The organism is Stenotrophomonas sp. 278, assembly GCF_003935715.1.
GTDB classification, from domain to species: Bacteria; Pseudomonadota; Gammaproteobacteria; order Xanthomonadales; family Xanthomonadaceae; genus Stenotrophomonas; species Stenotrophomonas maltophilia_AH.
This window is the reverse complement of sequence record NZ_RHPP01000026.1, coordinates 19,308-35,847: the sequence shown is the minus strand read 5'-3', so window position 1 is coordinate 35,847 and position 16,540 is coordinate 19,308. Positions and strand designations below refer to the sequence as shown.

The following is a 16,540-nucleotide window of genomic DNA, read 5'->3' as shown; positions in this document are numbered from 1 at the left end:
CGCCACGGCCGTAGCGCCGGCAGCAGCGCCTGCCTCCGGTGCCGCCGCCGTCGCGACCAGCGCTACGGTGCCCACGCCGGTCTCGCCAGTCGCCGCAGCGCCCGAACCTGCACCCGCAGCACCGGCACCCGCGGCGGCGCAGTGCCTCAGCCTCGGCCCGTTCAGCAGCCGCGACGCCGCCATCGCCGCCCAGGGCAAAGCCGGCGACCTGCTGCAGCGCTCGCGCCTGCGCGAAGTCCCCAACGCCGGTGCCAGCACCTACCGGGTGATGATGCCGCCCTCGGCCAGCCGCGAAGAGGCCCAGGCCCTGGTCAAGCGGATTGCCGCCGCCGGCATCAGTGACTACTACATCCTCGGCCAGGGCGAAGACGCCAACGCCATCGCGCTGGGCCAGTACCGCAACCGGGAGGGGGCCGAGCGGCGCATGGCCGCGCTCAGCGCCGCCGGATTCAACGCCCGGCTGGTCGCCAGCGGCGGCGACGGCAGAGCCCAATGGTGGGTAGATGCGACATTGGCTGACGCAGCCAGCCCCAATGCAGCCCGCCAGCGCAGCGGGGCCGCACAACAGCGCTCGCTGGAATGCGCCCGCCTGCGTTAGAATCGCCATCCGCGCCGGCAACCGGCGCGCGTCATGCCTGTGCCGGCATAGCTCAGTTGGTAGAGCAACCGCCTTGTAAGCGGTAGGTCCCCAGTTCGAATCCGGGTGTCGGCACCACTTAGTTCGTCTCAGCGTACCGATACGACAACAGCGACTTCACCAGGAATGTCACCTGGGTCGCCGACCGGGCGTCCACGCGCATCACCGGCAGGCGATGCCCGGCTTCGAACAGCGCATTGCGGAACTCCGGAATCAGCAGCGCCGGGTACTCATCCGAACGGGTCACACCAACGGCCAGACTGGCCTCCGGCGCAATCCGCGAGAATTCCTGCAGCAGCTCAACGGTCGATTCCACGGCTTCCGGGTGACCGGCGCTGACCAGCACGATCACACCGAGTGCGCCTTCGCACACCATCGGCCACATGAAATCCAGGTAGCGCTGGCCGGGTACGCCGTACACGTGCAGCAGTTCGCCGTCGTCCAGTTCAATCGAGCTGTAATCCAGCGCGACGGTGGTTTCCACCTTTTCGCCGACGGTGTCGCCGCTGAGCGGCATTTCGGTGCTGACCGGTTCGATATCGGAAATCGCGCGCACCGCAGTGGTCTTGCCGGCACCCATGCTGCCGACGAACACCAGCTTGTTGGCGGGCAGGCTCATCACTGACCCCCTTGGAACAGGTTCAGGCCGAAGCGGCGGGCCACCCACGAGAAGAAACGTGAGTCGCTGGCGTCTTTACGGCGGGTGGGGCTGGGCACGGCGGCATCCTGGTTCAGAGCGAGGCCACTGGCAACAGCAGCACAGAAGAGCGATTCCACCGTGTTACGCGGCAGATGGCAAGCCGCAGCCAGCGCGGCGGGCTGCCAGGAACGTGCATGCAGGCACGCGATGGCCAGCAGCCAGTTGGCCGGTACATCGTCGGCGTGCAGGTCGGGCCAGTGCCGCAGTTTCAGCGCTGGCAGCGCATCGAGCGCCGGCAACAGCTCAGGGCGGTAACGCGCAAGCGCGAAGTAAAGCGCTTCGAACGAGTGGCGCTGCGGCAGGCGATAGGTGTACTGGTGCTGGAAGGTGGCCGCATCGACAACTTCTGACGACCACGTGCTGTCATCCAGCTGCGCCACCAGCTCTGCAAGGGTCAGCGAGGCCGGCAACGCGATGCTGCGGGTCGTGGTGTCCACCGCCGCGCTGATGCCGCCTCGCTGCAGCAGGTGCAGATCCGTGCTGGCCGGCATCTGCGCCAGGCGCAGCAGCTTGGGCACGCCGGGCGAGGGGCGTTCGGCAGCCGCAGCCGGCGCATTGAGCAGCAGGCTCGACAGCTGTTCGTTGATGTCGCGCACGGTGGCACCGTGCGGCAGGCGGCCGGAGGCGGCGTCGGCGTAGCGACGCGCGATTGACAGCGTCGGCACGTTGGACGCGTTCGCTTCGCTGAGCGTGCGGGCGGCGTCGGCATGGTCCAGGCCGATCACCAGCAGGTCGGCTTCGCCGCTCCAGGGGATCAGCTGCACGTCCATGCGCTCGGCCAGCAGCATTGAACAGGCCAGCTTCAACCGGGTCTGGTGCAGCACATCCAGGCCCGCGGCGGCCACGCGGAAACTACGAAGGGGGGTATTCATCGGGACAGGTCGCACGGTCCACATGCAGCCCCGCGTGCGGGCGCTGCATGTGGACCTCAGGCGATCAGCTGAAGTCCAGGGTCTTTTCCATGGCCTTCAGTTCGTGGCGCGACATCGCCAGGTTGGCCTTGCTGCGGTCCATGATCACGTACAGGAACAGCATCGGGTTGCTTTCCAGCGGACGGATCAGGTGGTACTGGGTGTCCAGCGTGATCAGGATGTCTTCGATCGAATCGGACAGGCCCAGCGAGGTGGCCACGCGACGCTTGGCGCGCACTACTTCGGTGTTGCCGGCTGCCGCCAGTTCCAGGTTGATGTTGCCGCCGCCAGCCATGGCCAGGGCCATGCCGCTGTCACCGTCAACGAGGGCCGCACCAACGAAACCGGCGAGGGAGTTCAGCTTTTCAAGCGAATGATTCGGCATACGACAAATCCTTTTTGCTCAGACACAGGGGGCAGCAGACAGACGCCTGCCGGTAGGACACAACAAAACGGGAAGGGTCAGCCCGCGCGCGGCGGCAGCAGGGCGTGCAGGCGTCCGGCGCATTCGCGCGCGTGGAACAGCAGCACCGCCATGTTGACGTCGTGGCTGGCAACAGCGGTGAGGGTCAGCGGCTTGTCGGCGCTGATGCGGATCAGCACCACGTTTCCGAGCTTGGTGCAGATGGTGGCGTAGTCGGCCTCGCTCAACGCAAGTTCGCGCGAGACGGTTTCACCGAGCGTAAGGAAGGAGTTGGCCATCGCGGCCAGTCGACGACCGTCCACGCCCAGTGCCGAATCTTCAGCAACAGCGCGGCCATCGGCCGTGGACAGCATCAACAGGGTCAGGCCGGATTCGCGTTCGCGCGCCTGACGGAACGCGTCTTCAATCGCGGCGGCATCATACAGCTGGCGCGCCGGCTGGCTTTCACCACTGGCGTTGCGGACGATCTGATGGATGTTACTGCGTTGCACGTACTGCCCCCTGAACACGACGAACGACAGACCAACCCTCTGCGGGTTAGTCAATCAGCACTGCGAAGAAGTGCGAAATGTATCACGCAGGTGACGTCATCTTGGCTAATGAAAGGTAAATCACACTTCCTCTCACATGCATGTCAAACCGTTGACACACAAGGCTTTCACGCTGCGTCGCGGCTCGACGCAATGGGTCACATTGCGCCGTGGAACGACCGTGTGCGGGTATTGGGTGCTGCAACGCCGCGAGTGTGAAAACCATCACATCACTAGACTGGGAGGTCATTTCCATCGTGTTTGGAGTCAGCATGAGCAAGCGTCTTCCCCCGGTTTCCCTGATTGGCGTGCCCACCGACGTGGGGGCCGGCCATCGCGGTGCGGGGCTGGGGCCAGAGGCGCTGCGCATTGCCGGGCTGGCCCAGGCGCTGGAGGCGCGTGGCGTCAACGTTCGCGACTGCGGCAACCTCGATGGCCCGCGCAATCCCTGGACGGCACCCGACCAGGGCTACCGTCATCTGGACGAGGTGGTCGCCTGGAACCGCGCGCTGATGGACGCCACCTATGCCGAGCTGCAGGACGGCCGCGTGCCGATCATGCTTGGCGGCGACCACTGCCTGGGCATCGGCTCCATTACCGCAGTGGCGCGCTGGTGCCGGGAGCAGGGCCGCAATCTGCGCGTGCTGTGGCTCGACGCGCACTCTGACTTCAACACCAGTGAGGTGACCCCTTCGGGCAACGTGCACGGCATGCCCGTAGCGTGCCTGTGCGGACTGGGGCCGGAGGCGCTGACCCATCTGGGCGGCAGCGCGCCGGCGATCTCGCCGCAGCAGGTGCACCAGATCGGCATCCGCTCGGTGGACCCCGATGAGAAGCGCCTGATCAAGCAGCACAAGGTGGATGTCTACGACATGCGCTACATCGACGAAGTGGGCATGAAGCGCACTGTCGAAGCTGCACTGGCAGGCATGGACGCCAACACGCACCTGCATGTCAGCTTCGATGTGGACTTCCTGGATCCAAGCATCGCGCCGGGCGTGGGCACCACGGTCATGGGCGGCGTGAACTACCGTGAGGCGCAGCTGGTGATGGAGATGATCGCCGACACCGGACAGATGGGGTCGCTGGATATCGTCGAACTCAACCCGCTGCTGGACACCCGCAACATCACGGCGGAGGTCGCCGTAGACCTGGTGGAAAGCCTGTTCGGCAAGTCCACCCTGATGCGCGACTGAGCTCCTCAGCGGCGCTTCCCTGCGGGCGGCTGAACAATGCCCGCCGCGTGTTCACATCGATTGCACGCCTCAACCGCGAGATTGCACCCACGCGGCGGCGCTGCCGGAAACGGCGGCGAGGTCACCGCGATCAGGAAGGCGGGCCCGTGCCCGTCTTACAGGTGGGACCCGATTTGCGGTGCCGTTTTTGAACCTTGAGGAGAAGCCCATGAAGCGTGTAATTGCACTGATGCTGTTGTCGATGTTCTCGGTTGCCCTGCTGTCCGGCTGCAACACCGTTGCCGGTGCCGGCAAGGACGTGCAGAAGGCGGGTGAAAAGGTGGAAGACGCCGCCAACGGCAATTGATGCAACGGCTTCGGCCGGAATGCATCACGAAGAAAGCCGGGGAAACCCGGCTTTTTTCATGCGCGCTGCACGGTGCTGTCTGCGTGTTCAATGAAGTGAGCATGGACTTCATTCACGCTTGACCGCCGGCCAACACGCGATTGCGCATCCTGTACCCGCGGCGACATTGCCGTTCCAACAGGATGCCAACCCATGAACAAAGACATCATTTCCGGCAAGTGGACGCAGCTGAAGGGCAAGGCGCAGGCCAAGTGGGGCGACCTGACCGACGACGACTTCAAGGTGGCCGAGGGCAACGCTGAGTATCTGGCGGGCCGTCTCCAGGAACGCTATGGCTGGGCGAAAGACCGCGCTGAAACCGAAGTCCGTGACTTCGAACAGGCCATGCGCAAGGAATATCCGGATTACCATTGATCGGGCCCGGGCTTGACCCGGACACCGTGATGGAAGAGGCGGGCCGCACTGCGGCCCGTTCTTCTGTGTGTGATGTAGCGTTTCAACGCCAGCGGTACGGCGGCGGATCCGGCACGAACTGGCCCGGAAAAGCCCGCGGCTCGCCCCCCACCGGACGCGGCCGGGGGATGATGCCGCGCGCGATCAGGTTGCGTTCGCTGTCATAACGGACCGACACCTGCTGCACCGGCATGGGGCTGGCGCGGCGGAAGTCCGTGCTTCCCGAATACGACGATTCGCGCGCGCCATGCCCGGTGCCCAGTGCCGGAGCCGGGGCCGACGCGACCGCCGAACCCGTCGCCTCGACCGACGACAACGCGCGGTCAGCCGACTCTGCAGCCGGTACCTGCGCGCGCTGACGCGCCATCGGCGCTGCCGGTGCCACCGGCGGACGGAGATACGGCGCTTCGTTGAACACCGCCATGCCGATCACGCCGACGTTGTCCGGGCGGCCGGTTCGGCTGGCGTAGCTGCGGCCCGGGTCGGTGAACACGAACTGCGCCACTTCCTGGTGCGACTTTCGCCAGCCGGTGATGTCCGCGCGTTGCCACGGTTCCAGCACGTAGCCGGTCTGGTCCGAAGAGGCCACCTGGCCATTGATCACGTTCAATCCGTCCACCGACAGCACGACCAGCAAGCGCCTGGGGGTGCGGTTGGTAAGCCGCAGGCTGTACGGGTGACCGTTCTGGCCAGCGACCCAGCGCTGGCCGCGCTGGCTGTAGTACGGCAGCTCGTTGCCTTGGCCGCGGTCAACGATGCTCAGTTCCACCGGCGAGTTCAGGCCCGGGTCCGGTGGGTAGGGCTTGAACCCGGTCAGCGCCAGTGTGGCGAGCAGGGGCAGGATCAGGTGTCTCATGGCAGCGCATCCGCTGGGAAGGTACTGGGTTGAACGTGCCACCCGGGCCAACGGGGTTGCGCCGGGGCAGGTAAACTGGGGGCGTTTACCTGTCCGACATGATTCCCCCATGACCACCCGCGTTCTTACCGGCATCACCCCTTCCGGCACGCCCCACCTGGGCAACTACGTCGGTGCCATCCGCCCGGCCATTGCCGCCAGCCAGGCCTCGGAGATCGAGAGCTTCTTCTTCCTGGCCGACCTGCACAGCCTGATCAAGGCGCAGGAGCCCGAGCGCACCCAGCGTTCCACCCTGGAGATTGCCGCCAGCTGGCTGGCCTGTGGCCTGGACCCGGAAAAGGTATGGTTCTACCGCCAGAGCGACATCCCGGAAACCACCGAGCTGATGTGGTTCCTGACCGTGATCGCCAGCAAGGGCATCCTCAACCGCGCTCATGCCTACAAGGCGGCGGTGGACAAGAACCGCGAGGAGCAGCTGGACGAAGACGCAGGCATCAGCGCCGGGCTGTTCATGTATCCCGTGCTGATGGCTGCCGACATTCTGATCTTCAAGGCCAACCGGGTGCCGGTGGGTCGTGACCAGATCCAGCACATCGAGATGGCGCGCGACTTCGCCCAGCGCTTCAACCATGTATACGGGAAGGAGTACTTCCCGTTGCCGGACGTCGTGATCGACGAGCAGGTCGCCACCCTGGCCGGCCTGGATGGCCGCAAGATGAGCAAGAGCTACCACAACACCATTCCGCTGTTCGCGCCGCGCGCGGAGCTGAAGAAGCTGGTGTTCTCGATCCTGACCGACTCGCGCGCCCCGGGCGAACCGAAGAGCACCGAAGGCTCGGCGCTGTTCCAGATGTACCAGGCCTTCGCCAGCCCGGAGCAGACTGCCGCGTTTGCCCAGGCCTTCGCCGACGGCATCAGCTGGGGTGACGCCAAGCAGCAGCTGTTCGAGCGCATCGATCAGGAACTGACTCCGCTGCGCGAGCGTTACGACGCGCTGATGGCCGAGCCGGAGAAGATCGAGGCGCTGCTGCGCCGCCGCGGCCAGCAGCTGCGCGAGCAGTACGCCATTCCGCTGTTGAAGGAACTGCGCCACGCGGTCGGCCTGCGTGACCTGTCCACCGCCCGCGACGCCATCGCCGACGACGCGCAGGAACTGCGCGCCGCGCCGCCGCTGTTCAAGCAGTATCGCGAAAAAGACGGTCGCTTCTACTTCAAGCTGCAGGCCAGCGACGGCACCCTGCTGATCCAGAGCGAAGGCTTCGATTCACCGCGCGATGCCGGCCAGCTGATCGCCGTGCTCAAGCAGGCCGAACAGGGCGACCAGCTGCAGAGCGAGCTGTTCAAGCTGGAAGCCGAGGTGGACCAGGTGCTGGCTGCCCTCGCGGTTCTCCGCGATGCATGATGTCCGTGGAGTACCGACCAACGGTCGGTACCTACCGGTCGGTGCCATACGGTAGAGCCGGGCTTGCCCGGCTGCTCCACATGGCATGATGCAGTCATCCCCAACAGGATGACCGCAATGCCCTGGCTGTCTCTGTTGCTGTTCCTGCCCTGGTTCACCCTGCTGGGTGCCCTGTTCTGGTGGTTCCCACGCCAGCCCCACACCGCCGCGCGCCGCGCCTTCGACACCCTCACCCTGCTGCTGGCCTTTGCCCTCAGTGCCGTCGCCATGCTCTGGGGCCACCACATCGGCGTGGTCCAGGGCGATGCGGGCCCGATCTGGCGGCAGGTGCTGGCCGTGCTGTATGCCTATGGGGCCTTCCTCGGCGTGCTGGTGCTGGCGGTACTGCTGCGTGGCAGCTGGCTGGCGCGACGTGCGACCAAAGCAGAATCGAAGGCGACGGCCGATTCGGCGTAGATTGAGGGCAATCGCCTGATGGGCGATGCCCCACCCGTTTCATCGCCAGGGAGGCACAGATGCCTATCGACCCCAGCATTCATACCATCGACACCGCGTTCCAGCGCGACGACTTCGGCGCTGCCTATCTGATCACCGAGGCCGGTCGCGCGGCCTTCATCGACTGCGGTACCGGGCTGTCAGTGCCGGCCATGCTGGCCGCGCTCGAGCGGGTGGGATTCACCCCGGCGCAGGTCGACTGGTTGATCGTGACCCACGTGCACCTCGACCACGCGGGCGGTGCGGGTCTGCTGATGCAGCAGCTGCCCAACGCGCAGCTGGTGGTGCATCCGCGTGGCGCACCGCACATGATCGACCCGGCGCGGTTGATCGCGGGGGCCACCGAAGTCTACGGGGCAGAGGAGATCGCCCGCAGCTACGGTCCGATCCTGCCAGTGTCGCCTGAGCGCGTGGTGATCGCCGAAGACGGCTACCACGTGGACCTGGCCGGGCGGCTGCTGCTGTGCATCGACACCCCCGGGCACGCCCGCCACCATCTGTGCGTGTGGGACGAACGCAGCCGCAGCGCCTTCACCGGCGACACATTCGGGCTGTCCTATCGCGAGCTGGACAGCGACCAGGGCGCGTTCGTGGTGCCTACCTCGTCGCCGGTGCAGTTCGATCCGGAGCCGCTCAAGCACTCCATCGGCCGATTGCTGGCGCTGCAGCCGCAGTCGGTGTACCTCACCCATTTCGGGCGCGTAGGCGACATTCCGAAACTGGGAGCTGACCTGATCGAGCAGATCGATGCGATGGTGGAGATTGGTCGGCAGTGCGATGGCCGTGCGGACCGGCATCGCTGCCTGGTGGCGGCACTGACCGAGCTGTATGTGGAGCGCGCGCAGGCACATGGTTGCCGGTTGGATGAGGCGGCGGTGGTGCGGGTGTTGGCGATGGATATCGAGCTCAACGCGCAGGGGTTGGCGTGCTGGTTGGATCGGGACAGGCGGTAGTTCAAGAGCAGCCGTGGCGACGTCATGTAGTTGTCACGTTACACTCTGGCATTCCGTTTTTTCCTGGTGTACTGCCGTGAATCCGATGCGCATCCTGCTGCTGTCGTCCTGTCTGTTTGCGGGGGGGCTGGCTTACGCCGCCAATGACCTGCCCGGCGGTGGCATCGACCCGCAGGCGCTGTCGCGGCATGTGCGCGTGCTGGCGTCGGACGAGTTCGAGGGCCGTGCGCCCGCCAGTCCCGGCGAGGAGCGCACCGTGCAGTACCTGATCGAGCAGTTCAAGGCGTCGGGCCTGCAGCCCGGTGGCGTGGACGGCAGCTGGGTGCAGCCGGTGCCGATGGTGCGTGCCCAGGTCGATGGTCCGGTGCGGGCGCAGCTGCGCCAGAAGGGCAAGACCCAGACCCTGGCCAATGGGGTCGACGTCACCCTGCAGAGCCTGCGCCCGCAGGCTGAGGTGAACATCAAGGATGCCCCGCTGGTGTTCGTCGGCTATGGCATCGACGCGCCGGAACGGCAGTGGAACGACTACAAGGACGTCGACCTGCACGGCAAGATCGCCGTGGTGCTGATCAATGACGCCGACTTCGAAGCCGAAGCGCCCGGTGCGTTCGACGGCAAGGCCGTCACCTACTACGGCCGCTGGACCTACAAGTTCGAAGAAGCCGCACGCCGTGGCGCGCAGGGCGTCTTGATCGTCCACGAAACCGCACCGGCTGCATACGGCTGGGCCACCGTGAAAAGTTCGGGCACCTCGCCGTTGTTCGATATCGAGCGCACCCAGGAGCAGGCGCTGGCGCAGCACGTCCCGGTACGCGGCTGGATGCAGCGCGCACTGGCCGAGCAGCTGTTCCGCGACGCAGGGCTGGACTTCGAAGCCGAGAAGCGCAAGGCCATGAGCGCAGGCTTCCAGCCGGTGGTGCTGGGCGATGCGCAGCTCTCTGCGCAGTTCAAGCTCAAGCGTGAGCAGGTCATCACCCGCAACGTGGTGGCCAAGCTGCCCGGCGGTGCGCACGGCGATGAGGCGGTGATCTTCTCTGCGCACTGGGATGCCTTCGGCATTGGCCAGCCCGACGCGAAGGGCGACCGCATCCGGCGCGGGGCGATCGACAACGCCACCGGCGTGGCCACCGTGCTGGAGCTGGGCCGCGTGTTCGCGGCCGGCCCGCAGCCGCAGCGCACGCTGTATTTCGTCGCGCTGACCGCCGAGGAAAAGGGGCTGCTGGGGGCGAACTACTACGCCGCGCACCCGCTGGCTCCGCTGGACAAGACCGCCGCGGTGCTGAACATCGAGATGTTCAGCCCGGACGGCGCGACCCGCGACATTGCCTCATGGGGCAAGGGCCGGGTGTCGCTGGAGGGCGACCTGGAACGCGTGGCCAAGGCGCGCGGACGCAGCTACTCGCCGGACCCGAACCTGGAAGCCGGCTTCTTCTATCGCGCCGACCACTTCGCTTTCGCCCGCCTGGGCGTGCCGGCGATCACCATCGGCCCCGGCCTGGACAAGCTGGAAGGCGGCGTGGAAGCCGGTCGCGCGCTGCGCGACAAGTACTTCGCCGACTGCTACCACCAGGCCTGCGACGCCTGGACCCCCAGCTGGGATCCGGCCGGCCACGCCGCCGATACCCTGCTGGTGTATGACCTGGGCATGGAACTGGCCAACAGCCGCCGCTGGCCGCATTGGGAAGAGGGGTCGGAATTCCGCGCCATCCGCGAAAAGAGCGAGGCGGCCCGCCGCTGACGGGCCCGCGAACGCGCCATCCGGTAGGTCACGACCGTTGGTCGTGACCACGCCACCCGGAAATCCAAACAAAAACGCCGGGGCATGCCCCGGCGCTTCTGTAATTGCATCAATACCTTACTTCCGCGTGCCATCGAGCCAGTTCGGGCCCTTGTTCTTCAGGAAGAACACGTACACGAACAGCGAAACGGCAATGATCGCGGTGACGTAGATGGCGAACTCACCCACATGGCCGGTCTTCAGCGCACCCTGGTAGAGCAGCGGCGCAGTACCGCCGAACAGCGAGTTGGCCAGCGCATAGCCCAGGCCCACACCCAGTGCACGCACGTGGGTCGGGAACAGTTCCGCCTTCACCACCGCGTTGATCGAGGTGTAGCCGGTCAGGATCACGAAGCCCAGGGCCAGGGTCAGGAACGCCCACACCGGATCATGCTGGTTCGGAAGTTCGGTGATCAGGTACCAGCTGTACAGCACGCCGCCGACGCCGAAGAACACCAGCAGGCTCTTGCGCCCGATCATGTCCGACAGCCAGCCGCCGACCGGCTGCAGCAGCATCAGGAAGGTCAGCACGCCCAGGTTGATCAGCGTGCCGGTCATCACGTCGTTGCCGGCAAAGGCGCTCTGGATCATCTTGGGGCCGTTCACCGAATAGGTGTAGAAGGCCACGGTGCCGCCGGCGGTGATCAGGAAGCACAGCAGCAGTGGACGCCACTGGTTCACGAACAGCTCGCGCATCGAGCCGGAGGCCTTGGCCTTGCCTTCGCGCGCGGCTTCGATGGAGTCATGGCCCAGCGATTCGTCCATGGTCCGGCGCAGCCAGAACACCACGATCGCGGCCAGACCGCCGATGCCGAAGGCGATGCGCCAGCCCCAGGCCGAGATTTCCGGCTTGGCCCAGAAGATCAGCATGGTCAGCAGGGTCAGCTGCGCCAGCACGTGGCCGCCCACCAGGGTGACGTAGTGGAACGACGACAGGAAGCCGCGGCGGCCCGGAATGGCCGCTTCAGACATATAGGTTGCCGAGGCACCGTACTCGCCACCGGTGGCGAAGCCCTGCAGCAGCCGCGCGAACAGCAGGATCAGTGCCGCCCAGCCGCCAATGGTGGCTGCGGTCGGGGTCAGGGCGATCAGGAACGAACAGGCGGCCATCAGGGTCACCGACACGGTCAGCGCCAGGCGGCGGCCGTAACGGTCGGCAAAGCGTCCGAAGTACCACGCGCCGATCGGGCGCATCAGGAAGGTGGCAGCGAAGATCGCCCACACGTAGATGGTGGAGTTCTTGTCTTCGGCCGAGAAGAACTGCGATTCAAAGTAGACCGCGAACACCGAGTACACATACACGTCGTACCACTCGACCAGGTTGCCGGCCGAGCCTTTCAGGGTGTTGGAGATCGAGCGTTTGAGCGCCGCCTTTTCATCAAGGGGCGTGGAAAGAGAGGGGGAGTGGCTCATGCGGAAAATCGTTCCTCGCGGTGAAGCGGTGGATCTGGAAAGCGCCGGGCCCGGGATGGGCACCTGCTTTTACCTTACCCCACGTGCATGACCGGTGGACATTGCACCATGTGACTAGTCCCGCCGCGACAGCGGCCCTAGAATCCCCGTTCCCCCGCCAGCTGGTCGTGCAATGGCCGTCCCCACCCCCGTTCCCGCCCCCGCGCCGCGTACCGGCATGGTGGTCCTGGCGTTGCTGCTGGTCTACGTGGTGTGGGGGTCCACCTACCTGGGCATCCGGCTGGCCCTGGAAGGGGGCGCGCTGCCGCTGACCACCGTGTCCGGAGCCCGTTTCATCGTGGCCGGAAGCCTGATGTACGCGGTGCTGCGCTGGCGCGGCATGGCGGCACCCACGCCTCGCCAGTGGCGCAATCTGGTGTTCATGGGCCTGACCATGCTGGTGCTGGGCAACGGCATGGTGGTGCTGGCCGAGCGCACGGTCTCCTCCGGCCTGGCCGCCACCGCGGTGGCCTCGGTCCCGCTGTGGATGGCGCTGTTTGGCGCATTACGGGGCGAACACGCCACCCGGGGCGAGTGGCTGGGCATTGCCATCGGCTTTCTCGGCGTGGTCTGGCTGAATGCGGGAAGCAGCCTCACCGCGTCGCCGCAGGGCCTGATCCTGCTGCTGATCGCCCCCATCGGCTGGGCGTTCGGCTCGGTCAGTGCGCGCCGACTGGACCTGCCCAGCCCCTTCATGACCGCTGCCGGGCAGATGATCTGCGGTGGTGTGATGCTGGTGGCCCTGGGCCTGGCCAGCGGCGAGCGCCCGACCACCTGGCCCAGCATGGACGGTCTGCTGGCGGTGGCCTATCTGTGCATGTTTGGCTCCATCGTCGCCTTCACCGCCTATGTCTGGCTGCTGCACAACGTGCGCCCGGCGCTGGCCGGCAGCTATGCCTATGTGAATCCGGTCATCGCGGTGCTGCTGGGGGCCTGGATCGGAAAGGAGCGCTTTGGCGCGCACGACCTGCTGGCCATGGGCGTCATCCTGGCCGGCGTGGTGGTGCTGACCCTCGCCCGGACCCGCGCCAAGTGAGCGCGGTCGATGCGCAGGCGCTGCGGGAGCAGCGCCGGGGCCTGGCGATCACGGCCTTCACCTTCACCCTGTGGGGGCTGGTACCGGTTTACTGGCACCTGCTCAAGGCGGTGCCGTCCCAGCAGATCATTGCCCACCGGATCATCTGGAGCACGGTGCTGGTGGTGGCCTGGCTGCTGCTGAGCAGCGGCCGGCGCTGGTGGAAGACCATCGCCGACCAGCCGCGCGCGCTGCCCACGCTGGCGCTGAGCAGCCTGGCCATCGCGTTCAACTGGGGCCTGTACATCTGGGCCATCAATGCCGGCCATGTCATCGAAACCAGCCTGGGCTACTTCATCAACCCGCTGGTGAGCGTGCTGCTGGGCGTGCTGGTGCTGAAAGAACGGCTGCGCGGCCTGCAATGGCTGGCCGTCGCCTGTGCTGCGGTAGGTGTGGCCTGGCTGACCGTGGACGCTGGCCGTCCGCCGTGGATCGCGCTCGGCCTGGCCTGCTCGTTCGGGTTGTACGGCCTGCTGCGCAAGCTGATCTCGGTGGACCCGGTAGCCGGGTTGGGCATCGAAAGCCTGTATCTGTTCCTGCCGGCGATCGGTTTTGCGATCTGGAGCGAAGGTGCGCACGGCGGGGCCTTCTTCAGCGGCTGGGGCTGGAGGAACGACCTGCTGCTGATCCTGGGTGGCGCGGTCACCGCGCTGCCGCTGATCGGCTTCGCCTACGGCGTGAAGCGCATCCCGCTGTCGCTGGTGGGCATCCTGCAGTACATCGCCCCGACCATCGGCCTGCTGCTGGGCGTGTTCTTCTTCCGCGAGCCCTTCGACGGCAGCAAGGCGCTGGGCTTCGCGGCCATCTGGGCCGGCCTGTTGCTGTTCATTGGCGACAGCCTGTGGCGAACGCGCAAGGCAACAATCTGAAGTTGACCCCGAAAGCCAACTGGTAGCGCCGGCCGTTGGCCGGCCCATGCAGGGCCGAAGGCCGGCCAACGGCCGGCGCTACCGTAGCAATGCGTGATCTGACTTGGTACAACGGACTCAGATCATTTCGCTCGGTTCCGATATTCGTAAGTGGCGTTGGCTGCTTCACTCCGAACGCCCGCATGTGCGGGTGTTCAAGGAGCAGAAGATGATGAAACCCCTTATATGGCTTTCATTGGGACTGGCCGCAGTTCCAGCCCAGGCCGAGGTTCCTGTTTATGACGCCGTCGTCATTCCCGCGAATGAACGACCAGCAGATCCGATCGCCTGGAGCTGCTTCTACTGCACCGAGGACGAACGCGACGCCATGGCACTGCGCATGGGCGAGGGGGTCCACTTCATCTATACGGGGTTCAATTACCGACTGCTCTATGCACTTAAAGTCGAGCGCGAGGGCGAGAATCTAGTGGTGCATAGAGGACGTCCCACGACGTGGCTCGCCGAGCAGTTCGACGAGATGATCCTCCGCTACAACAGGAGTAGTGGCGAGTTCGTCTATGACTGGAGTTCGCTCTCGCTGATTCCACCCGATTGGCCCGGCACAGGGACCGACGCGACAATGTGGGGGCATCACGTATCCAGCATGCATCCGATGCATCTGGAGTCTCGCGCAGTCGCGCAGCGTGTTCTGAACAACTCGTCCATCTTCCGCCACTTCAAGGCGGACCCGTACGGTCGTGTCATCGTCTTCGACTTCCAGCTGGATGGATCGACGCCGTTCATCGCGCGTCTTGGAACGGGCAAGACCGGTTATGGATCCATGGACTTCTACTTCGACCATGAGACCCGCAACTGGGAATATCTGCAATCGAAGGACTACCACAACCCCATCCAGGAATCGCCGGAGGACTTCCTCGCCGCCGATGGAGGGCCGCGGTCCTTCCACTACAGAAGCTATTACGACGCGCAGCCGCACTTCATGCAGCGCGCAAAGTGGGCCGGCATAACGATGCACGGCGAGCCCATCAAAAACCGCCCGATGCGCTTCGACTGCAGTCGCATGGACGGCGACATCCACTGCTTTGTGATCCACCTGTAACACAGCACCTGCAGCGCCCCGCCGGGCGCTGCAGGTCCACACACACACGCATCAGGTTTCGCGCAGCGCCGTGGTGATCGGCAGCCGCGCGGCCCGCAGGGCCGGGAACAGGCCGCCCACCAGGCCAATGCCCAATGCCCACTTCAGACCGCTCCACAGCAGCTCGGGCGACACCTTGAACTGGAACACCACCTGGCTGAAATTGCTGCCGATCGTGCTCACGCTGTAGCCATTGAAGATCGCCCAGGCGACCAGTCCACCCAACAAGCCCCCGATCAGTGCCAGCAGCATGGTCTCGAGCATGATCGCGGTAACCACTGGAAGGCCGCGGAAGCCGATGGCGCGCATGGTGGCAATCTCACGCGCACGCGTGGCCACCGCCGCATACATCGTGTTGAGCGCACCAAACACTGCGCCGAAGGCCATGATCGCGCCGATCACCGTGCCGAGCACGCTGATCAGCTTGGTCAGCCCGCCACCCTGTTTGGCGTAGTAGGCCTTGGTGGTTTCCACGTCCAGCTTCAGGCGCGGGTCGGCGGCGACGGCTGCCTTGAACTGGTCGAACCCTGCCTTGCCGTCGGTACGCACGCTGATCGACTGCCACGCGCTGCGCTGGTAAGTCGTCGCCAGCGTCTCGGCATCGGTCCACAGCTCCGAGTCATGCGAGTCGCCGGAATTGAACGCACCTACGACCGTCCACTGCTGGTTGCCCAGGGTCAGCGTCTGGCCTACATCGAGCCCACGGAACTGGCTCTGCGCGCCCTTGCCCACCACGATCTCGCGCAACCCAGGTTTGAACTGGCGACCTTCGGTCACCTTGACCTTGTCATGCACCAGCCAGCCCATCTCGCCCACGCCTCGGAACTGCGCGTTGACGTCGGTGCCGTCACCCTTGGACACTAGGTTGACCACCTGCGACAGCTCCGGCGAGATCATCGGCCGGCCCTGCGCGTCCTTGCTGACGCCGGGCAGGGTGGACAGCAGCGGGGTCTGCTCGCGGGTGATCACCGAATTGGTCTCGGCCTGCGAACCGCCGCGCAGCACGATCGCGGTGCTGTCATCGCCGGTGCTGTTGAGGGTGGACTGGAAGCCCTGGCCCATCGCCAGCATGGCCACCAGCACGCCAACCACGCCGGCAATGCCCACCACGACCACCGACGATGCACCCCAGCGTTGCGGCAGGCTGGCCACGCCGATGCGGGTGGCGGCCAGCGCCAGTCGGCCGCTGCGGGTCAGCAGCAGCCACAGCGCCACGGCGACGGCGACCGCCAGCACGCCCGGCCAGGGCAATGCGATCCACACGCCCAAGGCCACCGCGAGCAGCACGACCGTCAGCGCGTTCTTCAACCATTGCTTGATCATGTC

At 65.8% G+C, this 16,540-nt stretch carries 18 protein-coding genes and 1 tRNA gene; 12 read left to right on the top strand and 7 right to left on the bottom strand.

Annotated elements, in window-relative coordinates; all coding sequences use genetic code 11:
* The coding region (locus EGJ34_RS06630; RefSeq protein WP_148100478.1) for an SPOR domain-containing protein at positions 1-598 on the top strand (598 nt) is incomplete at its 5' end.
* Between the two features lie 41 nt (positions 599-639).
* A tRNA-Thr gene (locus EGJ34_RS06625) sits at positions 640-715 on the top strand.
* A 1-nt stretch (position 716) separates the two neighbouring features.
* Here the strand turns inward: EGJ34_RS06625 and EGJ34_RS06620 are convergent.
* The 4 genes from EGJ34_RS06620 to EGJ34_RS06605 form a co-directional block, all read right to left on the bottom strand.
* On the bottom strand, positions 717-1,256 hold the full coding sequence (locus EGJ34_RS06620; protein WP_125359706.1) for a GTPase: 540 nt from the start codon (positions 1,254-1,256) through the stop codon (positions 717-719).
* On the bottom strand, positions 1,256-2,209 hold the full coding sequence (locus tag EGJ34_RS06615; RefSeq protein WP_125359705.1) for a hypothetical protein: 954 nt from the start codon (positions 2,207-2,209) through the stop codon (positions 1,256-1,258). Before EGJ34_RS06615 ends, EGJ34_RS06620 begins: the two co-directional genes overlap by 1 nt.
* A gap of 64 nt (positions 2,210-2,273) precedes the next feature.
* Complete coding sequence (locus EGJ34_RS06610) at positions 2,274-2,633, bottom strand: roadblock/LC7 domain-containing protein (protein WP_125359704.1); 360 nt, start codon at positions 2,631-2,633, stop codon at positions 2,274-2,276.
* A 77-nt stretch (positions 2,634-2,710) separates the two neighbouring features.
* Positions 2,711-3,163, bottom strand: coding sequence for a roadblock/LC7 domain-containing protein (locus EGJ34_RS06605; protein ID WP_125359703.1), 453 nt, complete (start codon positions 3,161-3,163; stop codon positions 2,711-2,713).
* Positions 3,164-3,474: 311 nt separating this feature from the next.
* Here EGJ34_RS06605 and rocF point away from each other — a divergent pair, with 311 nt between their 5' ends.
* From rocF to EGJ34_RS06590, 3 genes are all read left to right on the top strand, one after another.
* On the top strand, positions 3,475-4,398 hold the full coding sequence (gene rocF / locus EGJ34_RS06600; RefSeq protein ID WP_125359702.1) for an arginase: 924 nt from the start codon (positions 3,475-3,477) through the stop codon (positions 4,396-4,398).
* Between the two features lie 208 nt (positions 4,399-4,606).
* A complete protein-coding gene (locus EGJ34_RS06595; RefSeq protein ID WP_125359701.1) occupies positions 4,607-4,744 on the top strand; it encodes an entericidin A/B family lipoprotein in 138 nt (45 codons plus the stop codon).
* Between the two features lie 192 nt (positions 4,745-4,936).
* Positions 4,937-5,158 carry a CsbD family protein gene (locus EGJ34_RS06590; protein ID WP_125359700.1) on the top strand — a complete coding sequence of 74 codons (222 nt, stop codon included), beginning with the start codon at positions 4,937-4,939 and terminating at the stop codon, positions 5,156-5,158.
* An 82-nt stretch (positions 5,159-5,240) separates the two neighbouring features.
* Here the strand turns inward: EGJ34_RS06590 and EGJ34_RS06585 are convergent, their stop codons facing one another.
* Positions 5,241-6,053: a hypothetical protein gene (locus tag EGJ34_RS06585; RefSeq protein WP_125359699.1), complete on the bottom strand. Its 813-nt coding sequence runs from the start codon at positions 6,051-6,053 to the stop codon at positions 5,241-5,243.
* 109 nt (positions 6,054-6,162) lie between these two features.
* On the opposite strand from EGJ34_RS06585, the gene EGJ34_RS06580 reads away from it, so the two are divergent.
* From EGJ34_RS06580 to EGJ34_RS06565, 4 genes are all read left to right on the top strand, one after another.
* A complete protein-coding gene (locus EGJ34_RS06580; protein WP_125359698.1) occupies positions 6,163-7,455 on the top strand; it encodes a tryptophan--tRNA ligase in 1,293 nt (430 codons plus the stop codon).
* A 117-nt stretch (positions 7,456-7,572) separates the two neighbouring features.
* Positions 7,573-7,911, top strand: a complete 339-nt coding sequence (locus EGJ34_RS06575; RefSeq protein ID WP_125359697.1) for a hypothetical protein — start codon at positions 7,573-7,575, stop codon at positions 7,909-7,911.
* Between the two features lie 59 nt (positions 7,912-7,970).
* A complete protein-coding gene (locus EGJ34_RS06570) occupies positions 7,971-8,903 on the top strand; it encodes an MBL fold metallo-hydrolase (protein ID WP_125359696.1) in 933 nt (310 codons plus the stop codon).
* Positions 8,904-8,988: 85 nt separating this feature from the next.
* Positions 8,989-10,641 (top strand): M28 family metallopeptidase, encoded by a 1,653-nt coding sequence (locus tag EGJ34_RS06565; RefSeq protein WP_125359712.1) that lies wholly within the window; start codon positions 8,989-8,991, stop codon positions 10,639-10,641.
* Positions 10,642-10,758: 117 nt separating this feature from the next.
* Here EGJ34_RS06565 and EGJ34_RS06560 read toward each other — a convergent pair whose 3' ends face one another.
* A complete protein-coding gene (locus EGJ34_RS06560; RefSeq protein WP_125359695.1) occupies positions 10,759-12,093 on the bottom strand; it encodes an MFS transporter in 1,335 nt (444 codons plus the stop codon).
* Positions 12,094-12,265: 172 nt separating this feature from the next.
* On the opposite strand from EGJ34_RS06560, the gene yedA reads away from it, so the two are divergent.
* The 3 genes from yedA to EGJ34_RS06545 all read left to right on the top strand — a co-directional run bounded on the left by yedA (position 12,266) and on the right by EGJ34_RS06545 (position 15,175).
* Positions 12,266-13,168: a drug/metabolite exporter YedA gene (yedA, locus tag EGJ34_RS06555; protein WP_125359694.1), complete on the top strand. Its 903-nt coding sequence runs from the start codon at positions 12,266-12,268 to the stop codon at positions 13,166-13,168.
* Complete coding sequence (gene rarD / locus EGJ34_RS06550; RefSeq protein WP_260476918.1) at positions 13,165-14,076, top strand: EamA family transporter RarD; 912 nt, start codon at positions 13,165-13,167, stop codon at positions 14,074-14,076. The genes yedA and rarD overlap by 4 nt, the downstream gene beginning before the upstream one ends.
* Positions 14,077-14,284: 208 nt before the next feature.
* Positions 14,285-15,175 carry a hypothetical protein gene (locus EGJ34_RS06545; RefSeq protein WP_125359693.1) on the top strand — a complete coding sequence of 297 codons (891 nt, stop codon included), beginning with the start codon at positions 14,285-14,287 and terminating at the stop codon, positions 15,173-15,175.
* Positions 15,176-15,226: 51 nt separating this feature from the next.
* Here EGJ34_RS06545 and EGJ34_RS06540 read toward each other — a convergent pair whose 3' ends face one another.
* Complete coding sequence (locus EGJ34_RS06540) at positions 15,227-16,537, bottom strand: ABC transporter permease (protein WP_125359692.1); 1,311 nt, start codon at positions 16,535-16,537, stop codon at positions 15,227-15,229.
* Between the last annotated feature and the right edge of the window lie 3 nt (positions 16,538-16,540).

Bases quoted from the DNA above. Each gene is read 5' to 3' on its own strand.
- EGJ34_RS06620 (WP_125359706.1), bottom strand. From the start codon at position 1,256: ATGAGCCTGCCCGCCAACAAGCTGGTGTTCGTCGGCAGCATGGGTGCC.
- EGJ34_RS06615 (WP_125359705.1), bottom strand. From the start codon at position 2,209: ATGAATACCCCCCTTCGTAGTTTCCGCGTGGCCGCCGCGGGCCTGGAT.
- EGJ34_RS06610 (WP_125359704.1), bottom strand. From the start codon at position 2,633: ATGCCGAATCATTCGCTTGAAAAGCTGAACTCCCTCGCCGGTTTCGTT.
- rocF (WP_125359702.1), top strand. From the start codon at position 3,475: ATGAGCAAGCGTCTTCCCCCGGTTTCCCTGATTGGCGTGCCCACCGAC.
- EGJ34_RS06595 (WP_125359701.1), top strand. From the start codon at position 4,607: ATGAAGCGTGTAATTGCACTGATGCTGTTGTCGATGTTCTCGGTTGCC.
- EGJ34_RS06590 (WP_125359700.1), top strand. From the start codon at position 4,937: ATGAACAAAGACATCATTTCCGGCAAGTGGACGCAGCTGAAGGGCAAG.
- EGJ34_RS06585 (WP_125359699.1), bottom strand. From the start codon at position 6,053: ATGAGACACCTGATCCTGCCCCTGCTCGCCACACTGGCGCTGACCGGG.
- EGJ34_RS06580 (WP_125359698.1), top strand. From the start codon at position 6,163: ATGACCACCCGCGTTCTTACCGGCATCACCCCTTCCGGCACGCCCCAC.
- EGJ34_RS06575 (WP_125359697.1), top strand. From the start codon at position 7,573: ATGCCCTGGCTGTCTCTGTTGCTGTTCCTGCCCTGGTTCACCCTGCTG.
- EGJ34_RS06570 (WP_125359696.1), top strand. From the start codon at position 7,971: ATGCCTATCGACCCCAGCATTCATACCATCGACACCGCGTTCCAGCGC.
- EGJ34_RS06565 (WP_125359712.1), top strand. From the start codon at position 8,989: ATGCGCATCCTGCTGCTGTCGTCCTGTCTGTTTGCGGGGGGGCTGGCT.
- EGJ34_RS06560 (WP_125359695.1), bottom strand. From the start codon at position 12,093: ATGAGCCACTCCCCCTCTCTTTCCACGCCCCTTGATGAAAAGGCGGCG.
- yedA (WP_125359694.1), top strand. From the start codon at position 12,266: ATGGCCGTCCCCACCCCCGTTCCCGCCCCCGCGCCGCGTACCGGCATG.
- EGJ34_RS06545 (WP_125359693.1), top strand. From the start codon at position 14,285: ATGATGAAACCCCTTATATGGCTTTCATTGGGACTGGCCGCAGTTCCA.
- EGJ34_RS06540 (WP_125359692.1), bottom strand. From the start codon at position 16,537: ATGATCAAGCAATGGTTGAAGAACGCGCTGACGGTCGTGCTGCTCGCG.